This window comes from Methylothermus subterraneus, assembly GCF_054656915.1.
The window spans coordinates 185132-199221 of the sequence record NZ_BAAHXK010000005.1; the positions used below are offsets into that span (position 1 = coordinate 185132).

Below are 14090 nucleotides of genomic sequence, written 5' to 3' on the forward strand. Positions count from 1 at the left end.
CCATGGACAAGGCAGGTTTTGGGATTTACTTGCGCTCGGCCCTGTTCCTGGCCGTCCAGACGATGATCACCGTGCTGCTGACTCCTTTAGTGCTCTTGGTCTCGCTCCTTCCCCGCTACGAATACCGCTATCTCCTGGCGCGCCTTTGGGCGCGCAGCTTGATTTGGGCAGCTTCCACCCTCTGCGGAATCCGCTACGAAATCCAAGGGATCGAGAATATTCCAGAGCAAAACGGCATAGTTCTGAGCAAACACCAATCGGCTTGGGAAACCCTAATGCTGTTTTTGCTCTTTCCCAAAGCGGTTTATGTGCTCAAGCAAGAGCTCCTTAAGATCCCGTTCTTCGGCTGGTGCCTCGCCCGCTACCGGCATATCGCCATCGACCGCAGCCAGCCTCGGGCCGCTATGCTCTCCTTACAGAAACAGGGGCTCGCGCGGCTTAAAGAGGGACACTGGGTCATCATCTTCCCGGAAGGCACCCGCGTTGCCCCCGGGGAGAGGCGGCGATACGCCGGCTCCGGAGGCGCATTGGCCGAGCGCGCCGGCGTTCCAGTCGTGCCGGTCGCCCACAACGCCGGCGAATGCTGGCCGCGGCGCAGCTTTCTCAAGTATCCAGGCGTGATCCGGGTACGCATCGGCCCCCCCCTCTTTGGCAGCGCCTCAGAGATCAACTGCAAAGCGGAACAATGGATCGAATCCTGGATGGCTGAAATTACAGCCTCCGTCCCGCAAGGCCACCCTGCCAGGGGGTCACTTGTTTAAACAGGGCACCGAATCGACCGCCACCACAGTCTCGCCGGCTTCATTCAAGATCTTTGCCGACACCGTCCCTTGGATGAAATCGGGAGCGATGGCGGTGGCGCCTTCGGCGATATCGGCAGGATCGCTGTCGAAATCGAATTCCACCTCATCGCCCTCGGTGCCCTTTAAGGCAGAGTTGGCTACGCTGGCGCCCGAGACGATCTGTGCCGCATAGCGGCCAGCGATCAGATTTTCCGCGTTGACCGAGACCTTGGAACGGCTCTGCCGCCTTTCGCAGATCACCAGGATTCTCGTGGCGTCTCCGGCATCTTCGAAGTCGTCGTCGTGGAACTTGGCGAAATCGGCTATTGCCTGGCACAGTTGCGGGTTTTCCACCTCGGCGAATTTGAGTTCGAAGTTCATGGAATTCCCCCGGCGGTCCAAAATCACGTCGAAAAACTGGCCGTCCACGCTCGGATCCAGGTTCTGCACTTCGACGCAGGGAATCCTAAGTTCATTCACACGGAAATCGGCCAGGGGCACCCCGCCGATTTTGTCATCATGCCCATGCCCCTCGTGGCCGAAACTTAGGCCTGCAACCAGCCAGGTTGCCAATAGCCAACCGATTCTAGGCATCAGTCCCTCCTTCCGTTCAAATTTATCCCCGCATACATTGACAGACGGCAGGCAAAAGTTCAATGCTGATGTAAAGCAGACGGCCGTTTTGCGACTTAAAGCTTAAAAACCATGCTGAAGACTGCCTTTTCCCTGGTGCTCTTAGGAGTTTTGGTCATCCGGGCCGATGCCGCCCCAACCGTGCGCGTGGTGGGCTCCTCCACGGTGTTGCCGATCGTCGCCGAGGCCGCCAAGGAGTACCAAAAACGCCATCCGGCGGTGAAGATCACCGTCGCCGGCGGTGGCTCGGGGGTAGGGATCGCCGCCATCCTCCAAGGCAGCGCCGACCTTGGGATGAGCTCGCGCGAGCCGACTGCCGAAGAACAGACCCGCCTCGTCGGCAAGGCCAAGCTCATCCCCCTCGCCAGCGACGCAGTGGCAGTGGTGGTCTCCAAAGCGGTCGCCGAAGGCGGGATAAGATCCCTGACCTTGGAGCAGATCGCCGCCATCTACCGCGGCGAGATCACCAACTGGAAACAACTCGGGGGACCGGACGCCCGCATCCTGGTGATCGACAAGGAACCCGACCGCGGCACCCGCCACGTCTTCGCCCAAGCGGTGCTGGGCGATGCCCAAACGCGAGCGCCGGGTGCCATGATCGTTGCCGGCTCCAACAACGAAGAACAGGCGATCGTCGCCCGCAGCGACAGCGCCATCGGCATGCTCTCCAATGCCTGGCTCACCGACCGAGTCAGAGCGGTGGCGGTGGCCGCAGGCGGCGAACCGGTCCTGCCCACCCTAGAGAACGTCCAAAACGGCCGCTATCCCATCAGCCGGGACCTGTTCTTGCTGGTCCCGGAAAACGCCCCACCTGAGGTCAGCGGCTTCGTCGATTTTCTGCTTTCGCCTGCAGGCCAGGCGATCGTCTCCCGGGTCGGCTACTTACCGGTACGCTGAGATGGGGCTGTGGCTGAGGCTTTCGGTCCTGCTGGCGCTCGCGGTGGCGCTGGCAGTGCCCGGCTTTGTGGTCTATGCCTCATTTGCCTTTTGGACCGGCCCGGGATTTAAGTCCCTCTTCGCCAGCGAATGGTATCCGCATGCGGGGCGCTACGGGCTTTTGCCGGCCATCGTCGGCAGCGCTTGGACCTTGTTCCTGGCGCTGGCGGTCGCGGTGCCTATAGGGGTCGCCACGGCGGTGGTGAGCGCCGAATTGTTGTCCGCGCGCTGGCGGACTGCAGCCAGGATCGGCATGGAACTTTCGGCTGCAGTGCCGGCGGTGGTCTACGGCCTAATCGGGCTGTGGGTGCTGCTGCCGGCCCTGGCGCAACTCTTCGATCTTCCCACCGGCCACAGCCTGCTCGCGGCCGGGCTGCTGCTGGCATGGATGATCCTGCCGACTCTGGTGACCCTAGGTGAGGATGCCCTACGCGCTGTCCCAGCCGAGCAGCGCGAGGCCGCCCAAGCGCTGGGGCTGGGCTGGCCGGCCTTGCTCTTTCGCGTGGTTCTGGTCCAGGCCTGGCCAGGAATAAGAGGCGCCATCCTGCTGGCTCTGGGCCGAGTGCTGGGGGAGACCCTGGCGGTGATGCTGGTAGTCGGTTCCCTCGACCGCTTACCCAAGCCTTGGTGGAATCCGCTCCAGCCAGCCCAGACCTTGACTTCCAGGATCGGCCGGGAAATCGGAGAGGTGGCTTTCGGCTCCCTGCACTTTGCCGCCCTGATGGCGTGCGCCTTGCTTCTGGGTCTGGCCGGCAGCGGCATCGCCTGGCTCGCCCACCGGCGAGAACGCCAATGAAAACCTGGACCGTCAAAGTGCTGATTTCCCTTCTCGCCTTGCCGGCGCTGCTCTTGCCAGTGGTGGCGCTGGGCTACATCTTGGGACGGGGAATACCGGGGCTTAGGCAAGTGTTGGGTGGGGAGGCAGAAGGCTTCGGCCTCGGCGGCGGGCTGGCTGGCCAGGCTGTAGGCTCTGCGCTGTTGACCGCAGGGGCGTGCGCGGTTGCCGCGCCCGTGGCCTTGGGGCTGGCGGTGTGGGTGCGGCTGTATCGGAAAGACCGCTGGCTGACCGGACTTTATCTGCTTCAGGGGATACCGCCCATCGTCTACGGCCTGTGCGGCCTTGCAGTCTTTGTCCAGCTTTTGCATTGGGGCATTTGTCTCCTTGCCGGCATCCTGACCCTAGCCGCCTTGATCCTGCCACCTTTGACCCTGAGCGCGCTGGAGGCCCTTGCCCGGGTTCCTCAAGAGCAGACCGAAGCCGCCTTTGCGCTTGGACTGTCACAATGGGCGGTCGTAGCTCGGGTCTGGCTGCCGGGCGCTGGAGCCGGTCTTGCCACCGCACTTTTGCTAGCAATGGCGCGCACCCTCTCGGAAACCGCGCCGATCCTGTTTACCGCCGCGGTCTTCTCCGGCATCGTCTGGCCGGATTCGCTGTTCTCCCCGGTCACTACCCTGCAGACCCACATCTTCTACCTAGCCCAGGAAGGGGTGGACGAGCGTGCGATTGATACCGCTTGGGCAGCGGCGGTGGCGCTGATCGGTTTGGTATTTGGCTGCACGCTGATAGGGCGAGGAAGGCGCAGATGAAGGCTCAAGAGCCCATCTCGTTTGCGCCCCCGCAGACCGCTTCGGCGATGCAGGTGATCGGCCTGCATCTGACTCTGAGCGGCCGTCAGGTCCTCAACGGGGTTTCGTTCACCTTGCCGACCACCGGGATCACCTGCCTGATCGGCCCTTCGGGGGCGGGCAAGAGCACCTTGCTGCGTTGCTTAAACCGCCTCTACGACGACTGGCGGGGCGAGGTCCTCGTCGGCGGTGTATCGACCCGCAACTGGCCTGGCGGGGTCGAGGCTCTGCGCCGCCACCTCGGCCTGATCGGGCAGAAACCGGTGGTCTTTCCCGGCTCGATCCGCACCAACCTGCTCTTCGGCCTGGCGCGTAGAGCAAGAAAACGGACTGGCCTTGCGGAAACGCGCCAGGTATTGGAGCAGGTCGCCCTGTGGGCAGAAGTTCAAGATCGACTGGAGGCCCCGGCGGCGGAACTCTCCCTGGGGCAGCAGCAGCGCCTGGGCATCGCCCGCGCTCTGGTGCTCAAGCCTGCCATCCTGATGCTAGACGAGCCCACCGCCTCGCTCGACCCCCGCGCGCGCGCCGCCGTCGAAGCCTCACTCCTGGCGCTGGCCGCCAAGCTGCCGCTGTTATGGGTCACCCACGACCTGGATCAGGCCCGGCGGCTTGCGCGGCAAATCGTGTTCCTGTGCGAGGGGCGGGTGATCGAAAGCGGGCCCGCGGGGGAGTTCTTCACCCGCCCATCGCGGGTCGAGTCGCGCGAATTCCTCAAATGGGCGGTTTGCCATTGCGACCTGTGATCTAGATCGGCGCAAGGCGCAGCGGAACCTCCTCCTGCTCCCGGGAGCGCTTTACGGGGGCCACATCGCCGGTAACGATCCGATCAGAGCCTATCCCGGCGTCGGTGAGGACCTTGACGATCGCCTGCTGGCGCCGCTGCGCCAAAGCCGTCAGCGCTGTTGCCGACAAAGGCTCCCACGCCACCCGCTGCTCGAACATGGCCCGATAGAACGCCACATCGGGGCTGGCCCGCCCGAGCCGGGCAAGCCAGCGATTGACCCGCCGGACCTTAAGGCCGGCGGTTTTTTCGTATTCGGCTTCGAACTCGGCCAGAGCCTTCGGCCTGCCGCGCGCCACAAACTCCTCCTCCAGCGTAATCTGAGTCCTGGCGTCGGCGAAAGCGAGCGGGGCCAAAGCCTCCCCCGGCGCCAACGCGATGCCCAACCTGCGCGCCAGGGCAAGCTGCGCTTTTTGGCTGCGCAGCGCCCGGCCGTCGAGGCGCTCGTCGAAGCGCCCCGGCACCACAACCGCCAGCTTCGACCGCTGCCTTAAGGCCTGCACCAGGTAGACCAGCTTTTCTTGCTCGGGGGGCAGCAGCCTATCGCTTCCCGGTTCGAACGCCATCGTTCTAAGCAGCTCGGCCCCGCCGCCGAACATCGCCCCCAGCGCTTTTAGCGGCGCAGTGACAGTTTTTTGATCAGGCCGATGCGCCTGGCGGACCACCTGCCCGTAATCGAATCTGGGGTCACCGACATCGCCTTGCACCGGCACAGCGATCCTAATCCTACCGTCCGCATCGGTCAGCAGGGCCATGGCAAAATCCAAAGGCAGGTCGATGGCCTTCGGTGACTTCAGCCGCTCCCCCAGCGTGAAGTCCTTCAGCACCACCGAGTTCTTGCCGACCAGCCGGCCGCGCTCGATCCGATAGTCGAGGTCCAGGTCGAGCACGCCGGAGGTGATCTTGCGGCCGAGGAAGGTCGCGCTATAGGGGGTGAGCGGCGGCATCCTGACGTTGCGGAACACCACACTGATGTCGGTAAACGCTTTCGGTTGGAAGGTTTTAAGCGCCCCCAGACCTAGACCAGGCCGTACGGGTCCACCCGGCCTTTCAGGCGCAGACGGGCGTTGCCTGCCGGATTGGAGGAAATACCACCTACGCCGCCGCTAAAGTCGCGGATGTGGGTAAAAAGGCAACACTAGGCTGAAATCGCAAAATCCACTTCCCCTCGTTCGATCTGCAGCTGCGCCACACGCATCGGGAAAGTGGCGCTTTCGGACCTAAAGAAAGCGGAAGCTGCGCCTTCTCCCCTCACCTTGAGGAGGTTGCCCAAATTCGTCTTGCGGTCGGGGAAGATGACGATCTTGACCTCCGGCTGCAGCACGCGTACCTGCGCGATGTCGAGGTGATCGGGCGCCAGCCCGAATGAGCAGTCTGCGGAAAGCGACCGCCAGGCAAGGAACCGCTCACCGCTTGCGGCCTTGTCGAGGCGCAGGCCGGCCACGTTCAGCGACCCGGTATAGCCGACAGCAGGCTTGGCATAGACGAGTTGGCCAGCGGCAGAGACTTCCCCGGAGGCCAGGCGCAGGGTAGGGAAATGCGCTACATAGGGGGCAAGGGGGGCTTAGGTTGAGCCGGGAGGCCGTCAGCTTGGCCGAGGCCGAACCCAGATCCAGCCCCAACTGGCCGTCTATAGTGATGGCGCCTCCCTGCTTGAGCGCAAGAGCGGCTTTGAATTCCGCAGGCGTTTTGCCGTCGTTGCACAGGTTGCGCACCTCGATGCTGCGCGCGAGGACATCGAGCGAAAGGGCAAGCGTCAGGCCCCGGTCGGCAAGCGCCAGCGCGCAATCCTCAAGCGTTAGGGAATCAAGCGCCAGGGACCAAGGTTTGCTGCCGGGCTGCCAGTTGAGCGTCCCGCGCCGGTCCACCGCAACCAGGACGCGCCCTGGCCCGATGCTCAGGGTGCCGAAGCTGGCCTCCTGACTCAGGAAATCGCTAGGTAAAGCGTTTTTAGCTCCAGCATCGGCTCGGCAGCCTTACTCGCTCTCAGCCCGACTTTCGTCAGCGCAAGGGACAAATCCTTGAGCAGTAACTTAGATACTCCGTGCTCAAACGCCACCTGGTAGTCGGCCTTGAAATCGAGCGTGCCCGAGGGGTCTGCCAGGTTGAATCGATCCTGAAAGAATTGCCACACGGCGGCTGGCTTGAACTTTGCCAATTCGATCCGACCGCTGGACTGAAAAGGCGCAAGGTACAGCTCCCCACGCCAGCGCAGCTCTCCCCCGCCTCCGGGCAGCCGCGCCGTGAGCGCGTAGCGGCCTGCCGGCTCAAGCCAAGTGGAAATGCCATCCAATTCCAGGTCGATGGGGTCGAACTGCGCACAGGCCGCGGTCGGACCGGACTCGTTGCAAAAAGTCAGACGGCCAAGGCCCAGGCGCGCATGGCGGACCAGCACTCCGGGCAGACCGGATTCGGCTGACCCTGAAGCCGTCGGGAACAACCGCTTTTCCTCGAACTTGCAATCTTTGGCCTCGAAGGTGAACAGGAAGGGATTGACGCGCACTTCGCCGATCGAGGCGCGGATGGAGCGTTCCTGCGCATAGCGGGGAACATAGCGCTCGACCAGATACGGCAGCAGGAAAAAGCCCGCCAACGCGTATCCTGCTAACAGCAACGCAGCGCTTGCGGCCAGCCTGCCGGCGATCTTAGCCGTTCGGGAAGCCACCGTTACCTGTTCACTCCCAGCTCAGCGCTCCCCCGGTTTGATACTCGGTGACGCGGGTCTCAAAAAAGTTCTTTTCCTTGCGAAAGCCGATCTGCTCCTCCCACCACGGCAAAGATTCTGCCTCAGACGCCGGATAGAGAGGGGAGAAGCCCAGATCCAACAAGCGCCGGTTGGCCAGGTATCTGACGTGACGCAGATGAAGCTTAAGATCGTACCCAAGCATGGGCTTTACCGTGTATGCCGCGTAAGCCTCTTCCAGCTCCAGCGCCTCGCGCATCAGGGCGTGGGCTTCGGATTCTTCTAAGCGACTCTCTGGGTTTTCCTGCCACAGCGCCCAGATCAGAGCCCGGCCAAAAGCGACGTGGCCCGATTCATCGCGGGCAATGTATTGGAGCTGCTCGCCGGTGCGCACCATCAGCCGCCTTCTCTGCATGGAAAAGATCGGACAGAATCCCGCCATGAACCAAACTCCCTCGAAGATCATGTAATAGAAAAACAGGCCGCGGGCGTAGTCTTTAAGGTCCCCGTTTTGCCCCTGCAGCCCTTCCGTCTTGGCGTTGCTGTATTCGAACTTGGCGCGAATTTCAGGAACTTTTTGATACAAAAGATAAATCTCGTCTTCGTCGAAGTTGAGCGACTCGATGATGTGCTGATAACTCATCGAGTGGATGGTCTCTTGGTGCATCTGGGCGATGACCGCCATGCCCACTTCAGGGGCAGTGATGCGCTCATACACCGCCAGCGCCAGGTTGCGTTGATGCAAGGCGTCAGCGGTGGTGAGGGTGGCAAAAGTGGTGAAGAAGGTATGGCGCTCGGAGTCTGAAAGCTTTCTCAGCGCCATCAAGTCTTCACCCATGCCGATCTCGGTGGGCAGCCAGAAGTTGCGCTGGGATTTAAGGTAGGCGTCCCAAGCCCAGCGATACTTGATCGGGGCGATGTTGGAGGTCAGCCTGCTTCCTCCAACGAGGCGCTTTTCGGCCAAAACCTTAAGCTCTGCCGCCCGATCGGCGGCCACCGCCGGCATGGCAAGAGAGCGCCTGGAGGTTTTGATATCTATCCGCGGCTCATCATCCCAATTCAACATAACTTAAGCTCCTTGGCAAAGTTACTGACAGGCTTCGCAGCCTGGATCCAAGACCGAGCACGCCTTAGGCGCCGCCGCTTCCACCGCCTGGGAAGTATGCCGCTCCACCCGGCTTGCCCCCAGGGTACGGAGGTAATAGGTGGTCTTCAGGCCACGAATCCAGGCGAGTTTGTACAAGGCATCGAGCTTTTTGCCCGAGGGTTCGGCCAAGTACAGGTTCAACGACTGGCTTTGATCCAGCCACTTCTGGCGACGCGAGGCGGCCTCCACCAACCAGCGCGGGTCGATTTCAAACGCCGTCGCATAAAGCGCCTTGAGATCGTCCGGAATGCGATCGATCCGCTGCACGCTGCCGTCATAGTATTTGAGATCGGCGATCATCACCTCGTCCCATAACCCCCGAGCCTTCAAGTCCTTGACCAGGTAGGGATTGACCACCGTGAACTCGCCCGACAAGTTGGATTTAACGTATAAGTTTTGATAAGTCGGTTCGATCGACTGCGACACTCCGCAGATATTAGAAATGGTGGCGGTGGGGGCGATGGCCAGACAATTGGAGTTGCGCATTCCGCGTTTGACTCTTTCGCGCAAGGCGTCCCAGTCCAAAGTCGCGCTGCGATCCATTTCCAGATAGCCTTCTCTGGCCTGCGCGAGCAACTCAATAGAGTCAATAGGCAAAATCCCCTTCGACCACAGGGAGCCTTGGAACGAAGGATAAGGGCCGCGTTCTTCGGCCAGCTCGGTCGAAGCCAAGATAGCATAGTAACTAATCACTTCCATGCTACGGTCGGCGAACGCTACCGCTTCTTCGCTCGCATAAGGAATACGCAGTTTATACAAGGCATCCTGAAACCCCATGATTCCTAGCCCCACGGGGCGGTGGCGCAGGTTGGAACGGCGCGCTTTGGGAACACTGTAGTAGTTGATGTCGATGACGTTGTCGAGCATCCTCATCGCCGTCCGAATCGTGCGCTTGAGCTTATCCTCGTCAAGACCTTGCTCGGTCACGTGCGCGGCCAGATTCACCGAACCCAAGTTGCAGACGGCGATTTCCTCGTCTGAAGTATGCAGGGTGATTTCGGTGCACAAGTTCGAACTGTGCACCACGCCTACGTGCTGGTTGGTATAACGCAGGTTGCAGGGGTCCTTGAAGGTGATCCAAGGATGGCCGGTCTCAAACAGCATGGTGAGCATCTTGCGCCACAGGCTCACCGCCGGCACCTTTTTAAACAGCTTGATCTCGCCGCGTGCGGCTTTTTCCTCGTAATTCAGATAAGCCTGTTCGAACGCCTTGCCGACCTTGTCGTGGAGATCGGGCACTTCATCGGGGGAAAACAGCGTCCACTCGCCTCCTTCGACAACGCGCTTCATGAACAAGTCAGGCACCCAGTTGGCGGTGTTCATGTCGTGGCAGCGGCGCCGTTCGTCGCCCGTGCTCTTGCGCAGCTCGAGAAACTCCTCGATGTCCAAATGCCACGTTTCCAGATAGGCGCAGATGGCGCCTTTGCGCTTGCCGCCTTGATTGACCGCAACGGCGGTATCGTTGGCCACTTTCATGAACGGCACTACCCCTTGCGAGGCCCCATTGGTCCCCTTGATATGGGCACCCATCGCCCGCACTCGCGTCCAGTCGTTGCCTAACCCTCCGGCGTATTTAGAAAGCAAAGCGTCTTCTTTAATGGCATTGAAAATAGCTTCCAAATCATCGGCGACGGTGGTGAGATAACAAGAGGACAGTTGCGGCCGGACGGTCCCAGAGTTGAACAAAGTCGGGGTCGAGCACATAAAGTCAAAGCTGGAAATGAGGTCGTAGAACTCGATCGCGCGCGCCTCGCGTTCGATCTCGTTCTTAGCTAGCCCCATCGCCACCCGCATGAAAAACGCTTGGGGCAGCTCAAATCGGATGCCTTGGCAATGCAGAAAATAACGGTCATATAAAGTCTGCAGGCCAAGATAGGTAAATTGCCAATCGCGCTCGGGCTTGAGCGCATGGCCCAATTGTTCGAGGTCGTACTGGCCGAGCACCGGGTCGAGGAGTCCCAACTCAACCCCGCGGCGGATATAGCGCTCAAAGTAAGCGCTATAGAGCTCGCCCATTTCGGCTCCGGTAGCGGTTTCAAAATGCCCGCTAAAGAAACCCAACGCTTCAGAGCGAATTTTGTCCAAGAGCAAGCGCGCCGCCAACAAACTGTAATCGGGGGACTGTTCGATCCTAGTCCTGGCCGCCAGGATTAGGGTATCGATCACCTCCGATTCAGGAATCCCATCGTAGAGATTGCGCTTGGCCTCTGTCAAAATCGATTCTGCATCGATATCGCTTAGTCCTCGGCACGATTCCTCCACCAACCGGCGCATCCTTGCTTCGTCTAAGGGTTTACGCCGCCCCTCGGCATCGGTAACCTGCAGTTCGATCCGCGGCAAATCCTGCTTTTCCTTCTCCGCCCGCAGCCGCGCCCGCTCCTCACGATACAGCACATAGGCACGCGCTACCTTGTGGTGGCCGCCGCGCATCAATGCCAGCTCCACCTGATCCTGAATATCCTCGATATGAATGGAACCACCAATAGGCAAACGCCGCAGAAGTGCCCGCACCACCTGCTCGGTCAGCTCTGCCACGGTATCGTGGATCCGCCGACTCGCGGCGGCCTGCCCACCTTCCACCGCCAAGAAAGCTTTAGTAATGGCAATACGGATCTTATTGGGATCAAAACTAGTGAGTTTGCCGTTACGGCGGATCACTTTGAGCTCACCTGGAATCATGGCCTGAATTTCGGCGCTTAGCCTGGAAGGGGCTAAAGCTTCAATTTCAGGGTGCAAGGGGGTGACGGCATCGACTGGCATAGATTCTCCTTCCTAGGATGGATTTGCAGGGGCTAAACACTATATACAGTGCTTATTCTGCTAGTCAACCGCGATATGCTGTGTTTAAAAAATAAAAAAATGTCACGCAGCTTGCGTCTTTTGGCACAATATTCGCTAAAAAGGCAAGCTACTAAAAACTATTTACGATGTCTAACTCCCCTCTGCATTCTGCGCCATCTGCTACGCTGACTGGCTGGCTATTTAAGTGGGTCCGACGGATCTTTCCGACCCCTCAGGCTATCGCGCTGGCGGCTTTGCTTATCCTTGGCTTCTTAGGAGTAGCGTGGCTCTCGGACATATTGATGCCGGTCTTTGCAGCTTTGGTGATCGCTTATCTTTTGGAAGGGTTGGTAACGATGTTGGAGCGTTGGCGAATCCCCAGGCTGGTAGCCGTAGGCGGCGTATTCACCGCGTTCATAGCGGCGCTCTTGTTCAGTCTCCTTGCCTTGTTGCCTTTACTTTTTCATCAGTTTGCGCAATTGGTTCAGCAACTTCCAGTGATGGTAACCCAAGGCCTGGCGCTGCTCAATCGCCTGCCTGAACTTTATCCCGAATTCATCAGCCAAGACCAAATCAACGAACTCATCTCCGCCATACGCTCAGAACTGATCACCGGCGGACAAGCTCTTTTAAGCTATTCGTATGCTTCGCTGATCAACATTATCACGATTATTATTTATGTTATTTTAGTTCCGGTTTTAGTCTTCTTATTTCTTAAGGATAAACAAAAACTTTTAAGTTGGTTTCAACAATATTTACCTAGAGATATTCATCTGATTACCCAAGTATGGCGCAACGTTGATACTCAGATCGGCAATTACATTCGAGGAAAAGCAATAGAAATTCTAATCGTGTTTCTAGCCAGCTATATTACTTTTAGCTTATTTAGGCTTAATTATGCCTTGTTGCTTTCAGTTCTAGTAGGCTTGTCGGTAATAATCCCTTATATTGGCGCCACCGCAGTAACCTTCCCGGTTCTGGTGGTGGCTTATTTCCAATGGAATCTGACAAATACTTTTTGGTATGTCATCATCGCTTATTTCGTCATTCAAGCGATAGACGCCATGCTCCTAGTGCCGATTTTATTTTCTGAGGTAGTCAACCTTCATCCGATTGCTATCATCGTGGCAGTCTTGTTTTTCGGCGATTTATGGGGGTTCTGGGGAGTGTTTTTTGCCATTCCTTTGGCAACTTTGATAGAAGCCGTATTAAGCGCTTGGCCTCGGAGTCATAACCATTCAGCCATCAATCAATACCACTACTAGAAAAAACTTCTCTTAAAAGGTAAGGATGCAATTTCACATTAAAAAACGAGCTTAACTGGCTCTAGAATTGCGTCAACTTGGAGATGTTCGCAAAAGTCTAAAAATTCATCACGCAAGGAAAGTACCGAAATCTCTTCTGGAATTCTCAGCATCAAATGAATAGTACAAACCGAAGAATCCACATAAGGTAATTGATAACAACTTGAACGAAGATCTTGTATTACGATCCCCTGATCGCTAAAGAATCGAATTAAATCCAACAAAATTCCAGAACGATCTCGAGCAACTATATCAGCAATATAAAGCAGCTCACTATTTTCTTGTGCATCGACGCTTTCGGACAATCGCTTAAAAAATACCTGAGCCCGTTGCTGTAATCCGGTCAGAGAGTTTTCGAGTCGGGCGAGATGGTTCCAGTTACCTTCTGCCAGCATAAAGCATGCGTATCCATCCGCAAGCCGAGTCATGCGACTTTCCAAAATACGACAAGCACTTTCTTGTATGGCCGCAATCAAACGCTCAAACAAATCAGATTCCTGGACCTCCAGGGCAGAGATGATCAATTGCATATTTCCCCACGGGTCTTGATCGCAAATTTTGCTTTATGAGTTACAATAAGAAAATTCGAACAACCCAAATATCTTCTCAATATGCTAGAAATTGAATACGAACTCCGTAAACAAGACCTGACCGCTCTCACCGAACATCAACTCCAAGATAAAGAACATTATCAAAAAATTCTACGCCGTCATCAGATTACTTTCCCTGCGGTACTTGCTTTACTAGCGCTTTTAGTTTGGACCTATTATGCCAACCCTCTGGGCGCTGCCTACATCGGCCTAATTGCTGTGTTGTGGCATTACGTGTCACCCATTCTTATCAAATACAACATTCGTCATAAGACTCTTAAATTATACAGCGATGCCGACAAGCAACAATTAATCGGAAAATACAAGCTCCGCCTTGAGCCACAAGCTCTTACAGAAATCCGCGATAAGCACGAGACCCGTATCCCTTGGAAAGACATAGTCAGAATTGAAGCCAGCAAGCACTATGTTTTCATTTATCTTGACGTAGACAAAGCCTTAATCATCCCTCGCAAAACCACTAAAGGCGACATTCATAAATTCATCCAAATTGCAGACAAGCGCATCTCTTCAGCCGAATGATTCTTTACAAATACAAACAAAAGTCTCAGAGACTCATGAAAGCATTTGTGAAAAGTTATATTTAGCCAGTTATGGCTTGCGCCAGCTAGGGCAACAATGATTGTAAAATCACGCATAGCACAAGAAAGCACCACTTCGATGCGCCTGTTGAATCCTTCACCATTGTGAGGCACGCGTACTTGTGTAGCCAAACACTCATCATTCCCCTTCCTTACCAGAACCCCAGTAATCTTAGCAACAATGTTGGACCCTAGCACGTAGTGAGTAACCAAACCAACAATATAAAC

General features: G+C 57.5%; 16 protein-coding genes. 7 read left to right on the forward strand and 9 right to left on the reverse strand.

Going from position 1 to position 14090, the window contains the following annotated elements; all coding sequences use genetic code 11:
* The first annotated feature begins 2 nt into the window (after nucleotides 1-2).
* Nucleotides 3-761, forward strand: coding sequence for a lysophospholipid acyltransferase family protein (locus tag ACYQ3M_RS06460; RefSeq protein ID WP_460035245.1), 759 nt, complete (start codon nucleotides 3-5; stop codon nucleotides 759-761).
* Here ACYQ3M_RS06460 and ACYQ3M_RS06465 read toward each other — a convergent pair.
* Nucleotides 750-1376, reverse strand: coding sequence for a hypothetical protein (locus tag ACYQ3M_RS06465; RefSeq protein WP_460035246.1), 627 nt, complete (start codon nucleotides 1374-1376; stop codon nucleotides 750-752). The genes ACYQ3M_RS06460 and ACYQ3M_RS06465 overlap by 12 nt on opposite strands.
* Nucleotides 1377-1487: 111 nt before the next feature.
* Between ACYQ3M_RS06465 and ACYQ3M_RS06470 the strand changes: the two genes are divergently transcribed.
* From ACYQ3M_RS06470 to ACYQ3M_RS06485, 4 genes are read left to right on the forward strand one after another with little or no spacing between them, the layout of a single operon-like run.
* The gene (locus ACYQ3M_RS06470) at nucleotides 1488-2312 is read left to right on the forward strand and encodes a phosphate ABC transporter substrate-binding protein (RefSeq protein WP_460035247.1); all 825 of its coding nucleotides are present in this window, start codon (nucleotides 1488-1490) and stop codon (nucleotides 2310-2312) included.
* Nucleotide 2313: 1 nt separating this feature from the next.
* Entirely contained in the window at nucleotides 2314-3147 is an 834-nt protein-coding gene (locus tag ACYQ3M_RS06475) for a PstC family ABC transporter permease (protein ID WP_460035248.1), read from the forward strand.
* On the forward strand, nucleotides 3144-3938 hold the full coding sequence (locus ACYQ3M_RS06480; RefSeq protein ID WP_460035249.1) for a PstA family ABC transporter permease: 795 nt from the start codon (nucleotides 3144-3146) through the stop codon (nucleotides 3936-3938). The genes ACYQ3M_RS06475 and ACYQ3M_RS06480 overlap by 4 nt, the downstream gene beginning before the upstream one ends.
* On the forward strand, nucleotides 3935-4720 hold the full coding sequence (locus ACYQ3M_RS06485) for a phosphate ABC transporter ATP-binding protein (RefSeq protein ID WP_460035250.1): 786 nt from the start codon (nucleotides 3935-3937) through the stop codon (nucleotides 4718-4720). Before ACYQ3M_RS06480 ends, ACYQ3M_RS06485 begins: the two co-directional genes overlap by 4 nt.
* A gap of 1 nt (nucleotide 4721) precedes the next feature.
* Here the strand turns inward: ACYQ3M_RS06485 and ACYQ3M_RS06490 are convergent, their stop codons facing one another.
* From ACYQ3M_RS06490 to ACYQ3M_RS06515, 6 genes are all read right to left on the reverse strand, one after another.
* Nucleotides 4722-5774, reverse strand: coding sequence for a DUF748 domain-containing protein (locus ACYQ3M_RS06490; protein WP_460035262.1), 1053 nt, complete (start codon nucleotides 5772-5774; stop codon nucleotides 4722-4724).
* A 122-nt stretch (nucleotides 5775-5896) separates the two neighbouring features.
* Complete coding sequence (locus ACYQ3M_RS06495; protein WP_460035263.1) at nucleotides 5897-6280, reverse strand: DUF748 domain-containing protein; 384 nt, start codon at nucleotides 6278-6280, stop codon at nucleotides 5897-5899.
* Nucleotides 6165-6626 (reverse strand): hypothetical protein, encoded by a 462-nt coding sequence (locus ACYQ3M_RS06500; RefSeq protein WP_460035251.1) that lies wholly within the window; start codon nucleotides 6624-6626, stop codon nucleotides 6165-6167. Before ACYQ3M_RS06500 ends, ACYQ3M_RS06495 begins: the two co-directional genes overlap by 116 nt.
* A gap of 56 nt (nucleotides 6627-6682) precedes the next feature.
* Nucleotides 6683-7423, reverse strand: a complete 741-nt coding sequence (locus ACYQ3M_RS06505) for a DUF748 domain-containing protein (RefSeq protein ID WP_460035252.1) — start codon at nucleotides 7421-7423, stop codon at nucleotides 6683-6685.
* A 10-nt stretch (nucleotides 7424-7433) separates the two neighbouring features.
* On the reverse strand, nucleotides 7434-8507 hold the full coding sequence (locus ACYQ3M_RS06510) for a ribonucleotide-diphosphate reductase subunit beta (RefSeq protein WP_460035253.1): 1074 nt from the start codon (nucleotides 8505-8507) through the stop codon (nucleotides 7434-7436).
* A 21-nt stretch (nucleotides 8508-8528) separates the two neighbouring features.
* Complete coding sequence (locus ACYQ3M_RS06515; protein WP_460035254.1) at nucleotides 8529-11348, reverse strand: ribonucleoside-diphosphate reductase subunit alpha; 2820 nt, start codon at nucleotides 11346-11348, stop codon at nucleotides 8529-8531.
* Nucleotides 11349-11515: 167 nt separating this feature from the next.
* On the opposite strand from ACYQ3M_RS06515, the gene ACYQ3M_RS06520 reads away from it, so the two are divergent.
* The gene (locus tag ACYQ3M_RS06520) at nucleotides 11516-12634 is read left to right on the forward strand and encodes an AI-2E family transporter (protein WP_460035255.1); all 1119 of its coding nucleotides are present in this window, start codon (nucleotides 11516-11518) and stop codon (nucleotides 12632-12634) included.
* A 38-nt stretch (nucleotides 12635-12672) separates the two neighbouring features.
* Here the strand turns inward: ACYQ3M_RS06520 and ACYQ3M_RS06525 are convergent, their stop codons facing one another.
* Nucleotides 12673-13203 carry a glycine cleavage system transcriptional repressor gene (locus ACYQ3M_RS06525; protein ID WP_460035256.1) on the reverse strand — a complete coding sequence of 177 codons (531 nt, stop codon included), beginning with the start codon at nucleotides 13201-13203 and terminating at the stop codon, nucleotides 12673-12675.
* Nucleotides 13204-13284: 81 nt separating this feature from the next.
* On the opposite strand from ACYQ3M_RS06525, the gene ACYQ3M_RS06530 reads away from it, so the two are divergent.
* On the forward strand, nucleotides 13285-13803 hold the full coding sequence (locus tag ACYQ3M_RS06530) for a YcxB family protein (RefSeq protein WP_460035257.1): 519 nt from the start codon (nucleotides 13285-13287) through the stop codon (nucleotides 13801-13803).
* Here the strand turns inward: ACYQ3M_RS06530 and ACYQ3M_RS06535 are convergent.
* Nucleotides 13755-14090: hypothetical protein (locus ACYQ3M_RS06535; protein ID WP_460035258.1), on the reverse strand; the 336-nt coding region annotated here is incomplete at its 5' end. The genes ACYQ3M_RS06530 and ACYQ3M_RS06535 overlap by 49 nt on opposite strands.

What these genes read in the sequence shown, in the direction of transcription:
- ACYQ3M_RS06525 (WP_460035256.1), bottom strand. Translation starts at nt 13,203, where the DNA reads ATGCAATTGATCATCTCTGCCCTGGAGGTCCAGGAATCTGATTTGTTT.
- ACYQ3M_RS06465 (WP_460035246.1), bottom strand. Translation starts at nt 1,376, where the DNA reads ATGCCTAGAATCGGTTGGCTATTGGCAACCTGGCTGGTTGCAGGCCTA.
- ACYQ3M_RS06480 (WP_460035249.1), top strand. Translation starts at nt 3,144, where the DNA reads ATGAAAACCTGGACCGTCAAAGTGCTGATTTCCCTTCTCGCCTTGCCG.
- ACYQ3M_RS06515 (WP_460035254.1), bottom strand. Translation starts at nt 11,348, where the DNA reads ATGCCAGTCGATGCCGTCACCCCCTTGCACCCTGAAATTGAAGCTTTA.
- ACYQ3M_RS06520 (WP_460035255.1), top strand. Translation starts at nt 11,516, where the DNA reads ATGTCTAACTCCCCTCTGCATTCTGCGCCATCTGCTACGCTGACTGGC.
- ACYQ3M_RS06530 (WP_460035257.1), top strand. Translation starts at nt 13,285, where the DNA reads ATGCTAGAAATTGAATACGAACTCCGTAAACAAGACCTGACCGCTCTC.
- ACYQ3M_RS06470 (WP_460035247.1), top strand. Translation starts at nt 1,488, where the DNA reads ATGCTGAAGACTGCCTTTTCCCTGGTGCTCTTAGGAGTTTTGGTCATC.
- ACYQ3M_RS06475 (WP_460035248.1), top strand. Translation starts at nt 2,314, where the DNA reads ATGGGGCTGTGGCTGAGGCTTTCGGTCCTGCTGGCGCTCGCGGTGGCG.
- ACYQ3M_RS06460 (WP_460035245.1), top strand. Translation starts at nt 3, where the DNA reads ATGGACAAGGCAGGTTTTGGGATTTACTTGCGCTCGGCCCTGTTCCTG.
- ACYQ3M_RS06485 (WP_460035250.1), top strand. Translation starts at nt 3,935, where the DNA reads ATGAAGGCTCAAGAGCCCATCTCGTTTGCGCCCCCGCAGACCGCTTCG.
- ACYQ3M_RS06510 (WP_460035253.1), bottom strand. Translation starts at nt 8,507, where the DNA reads ATGTTGAATTGGGATGATGAGCCGCGGATAGATATCAAAACCTCCAGG.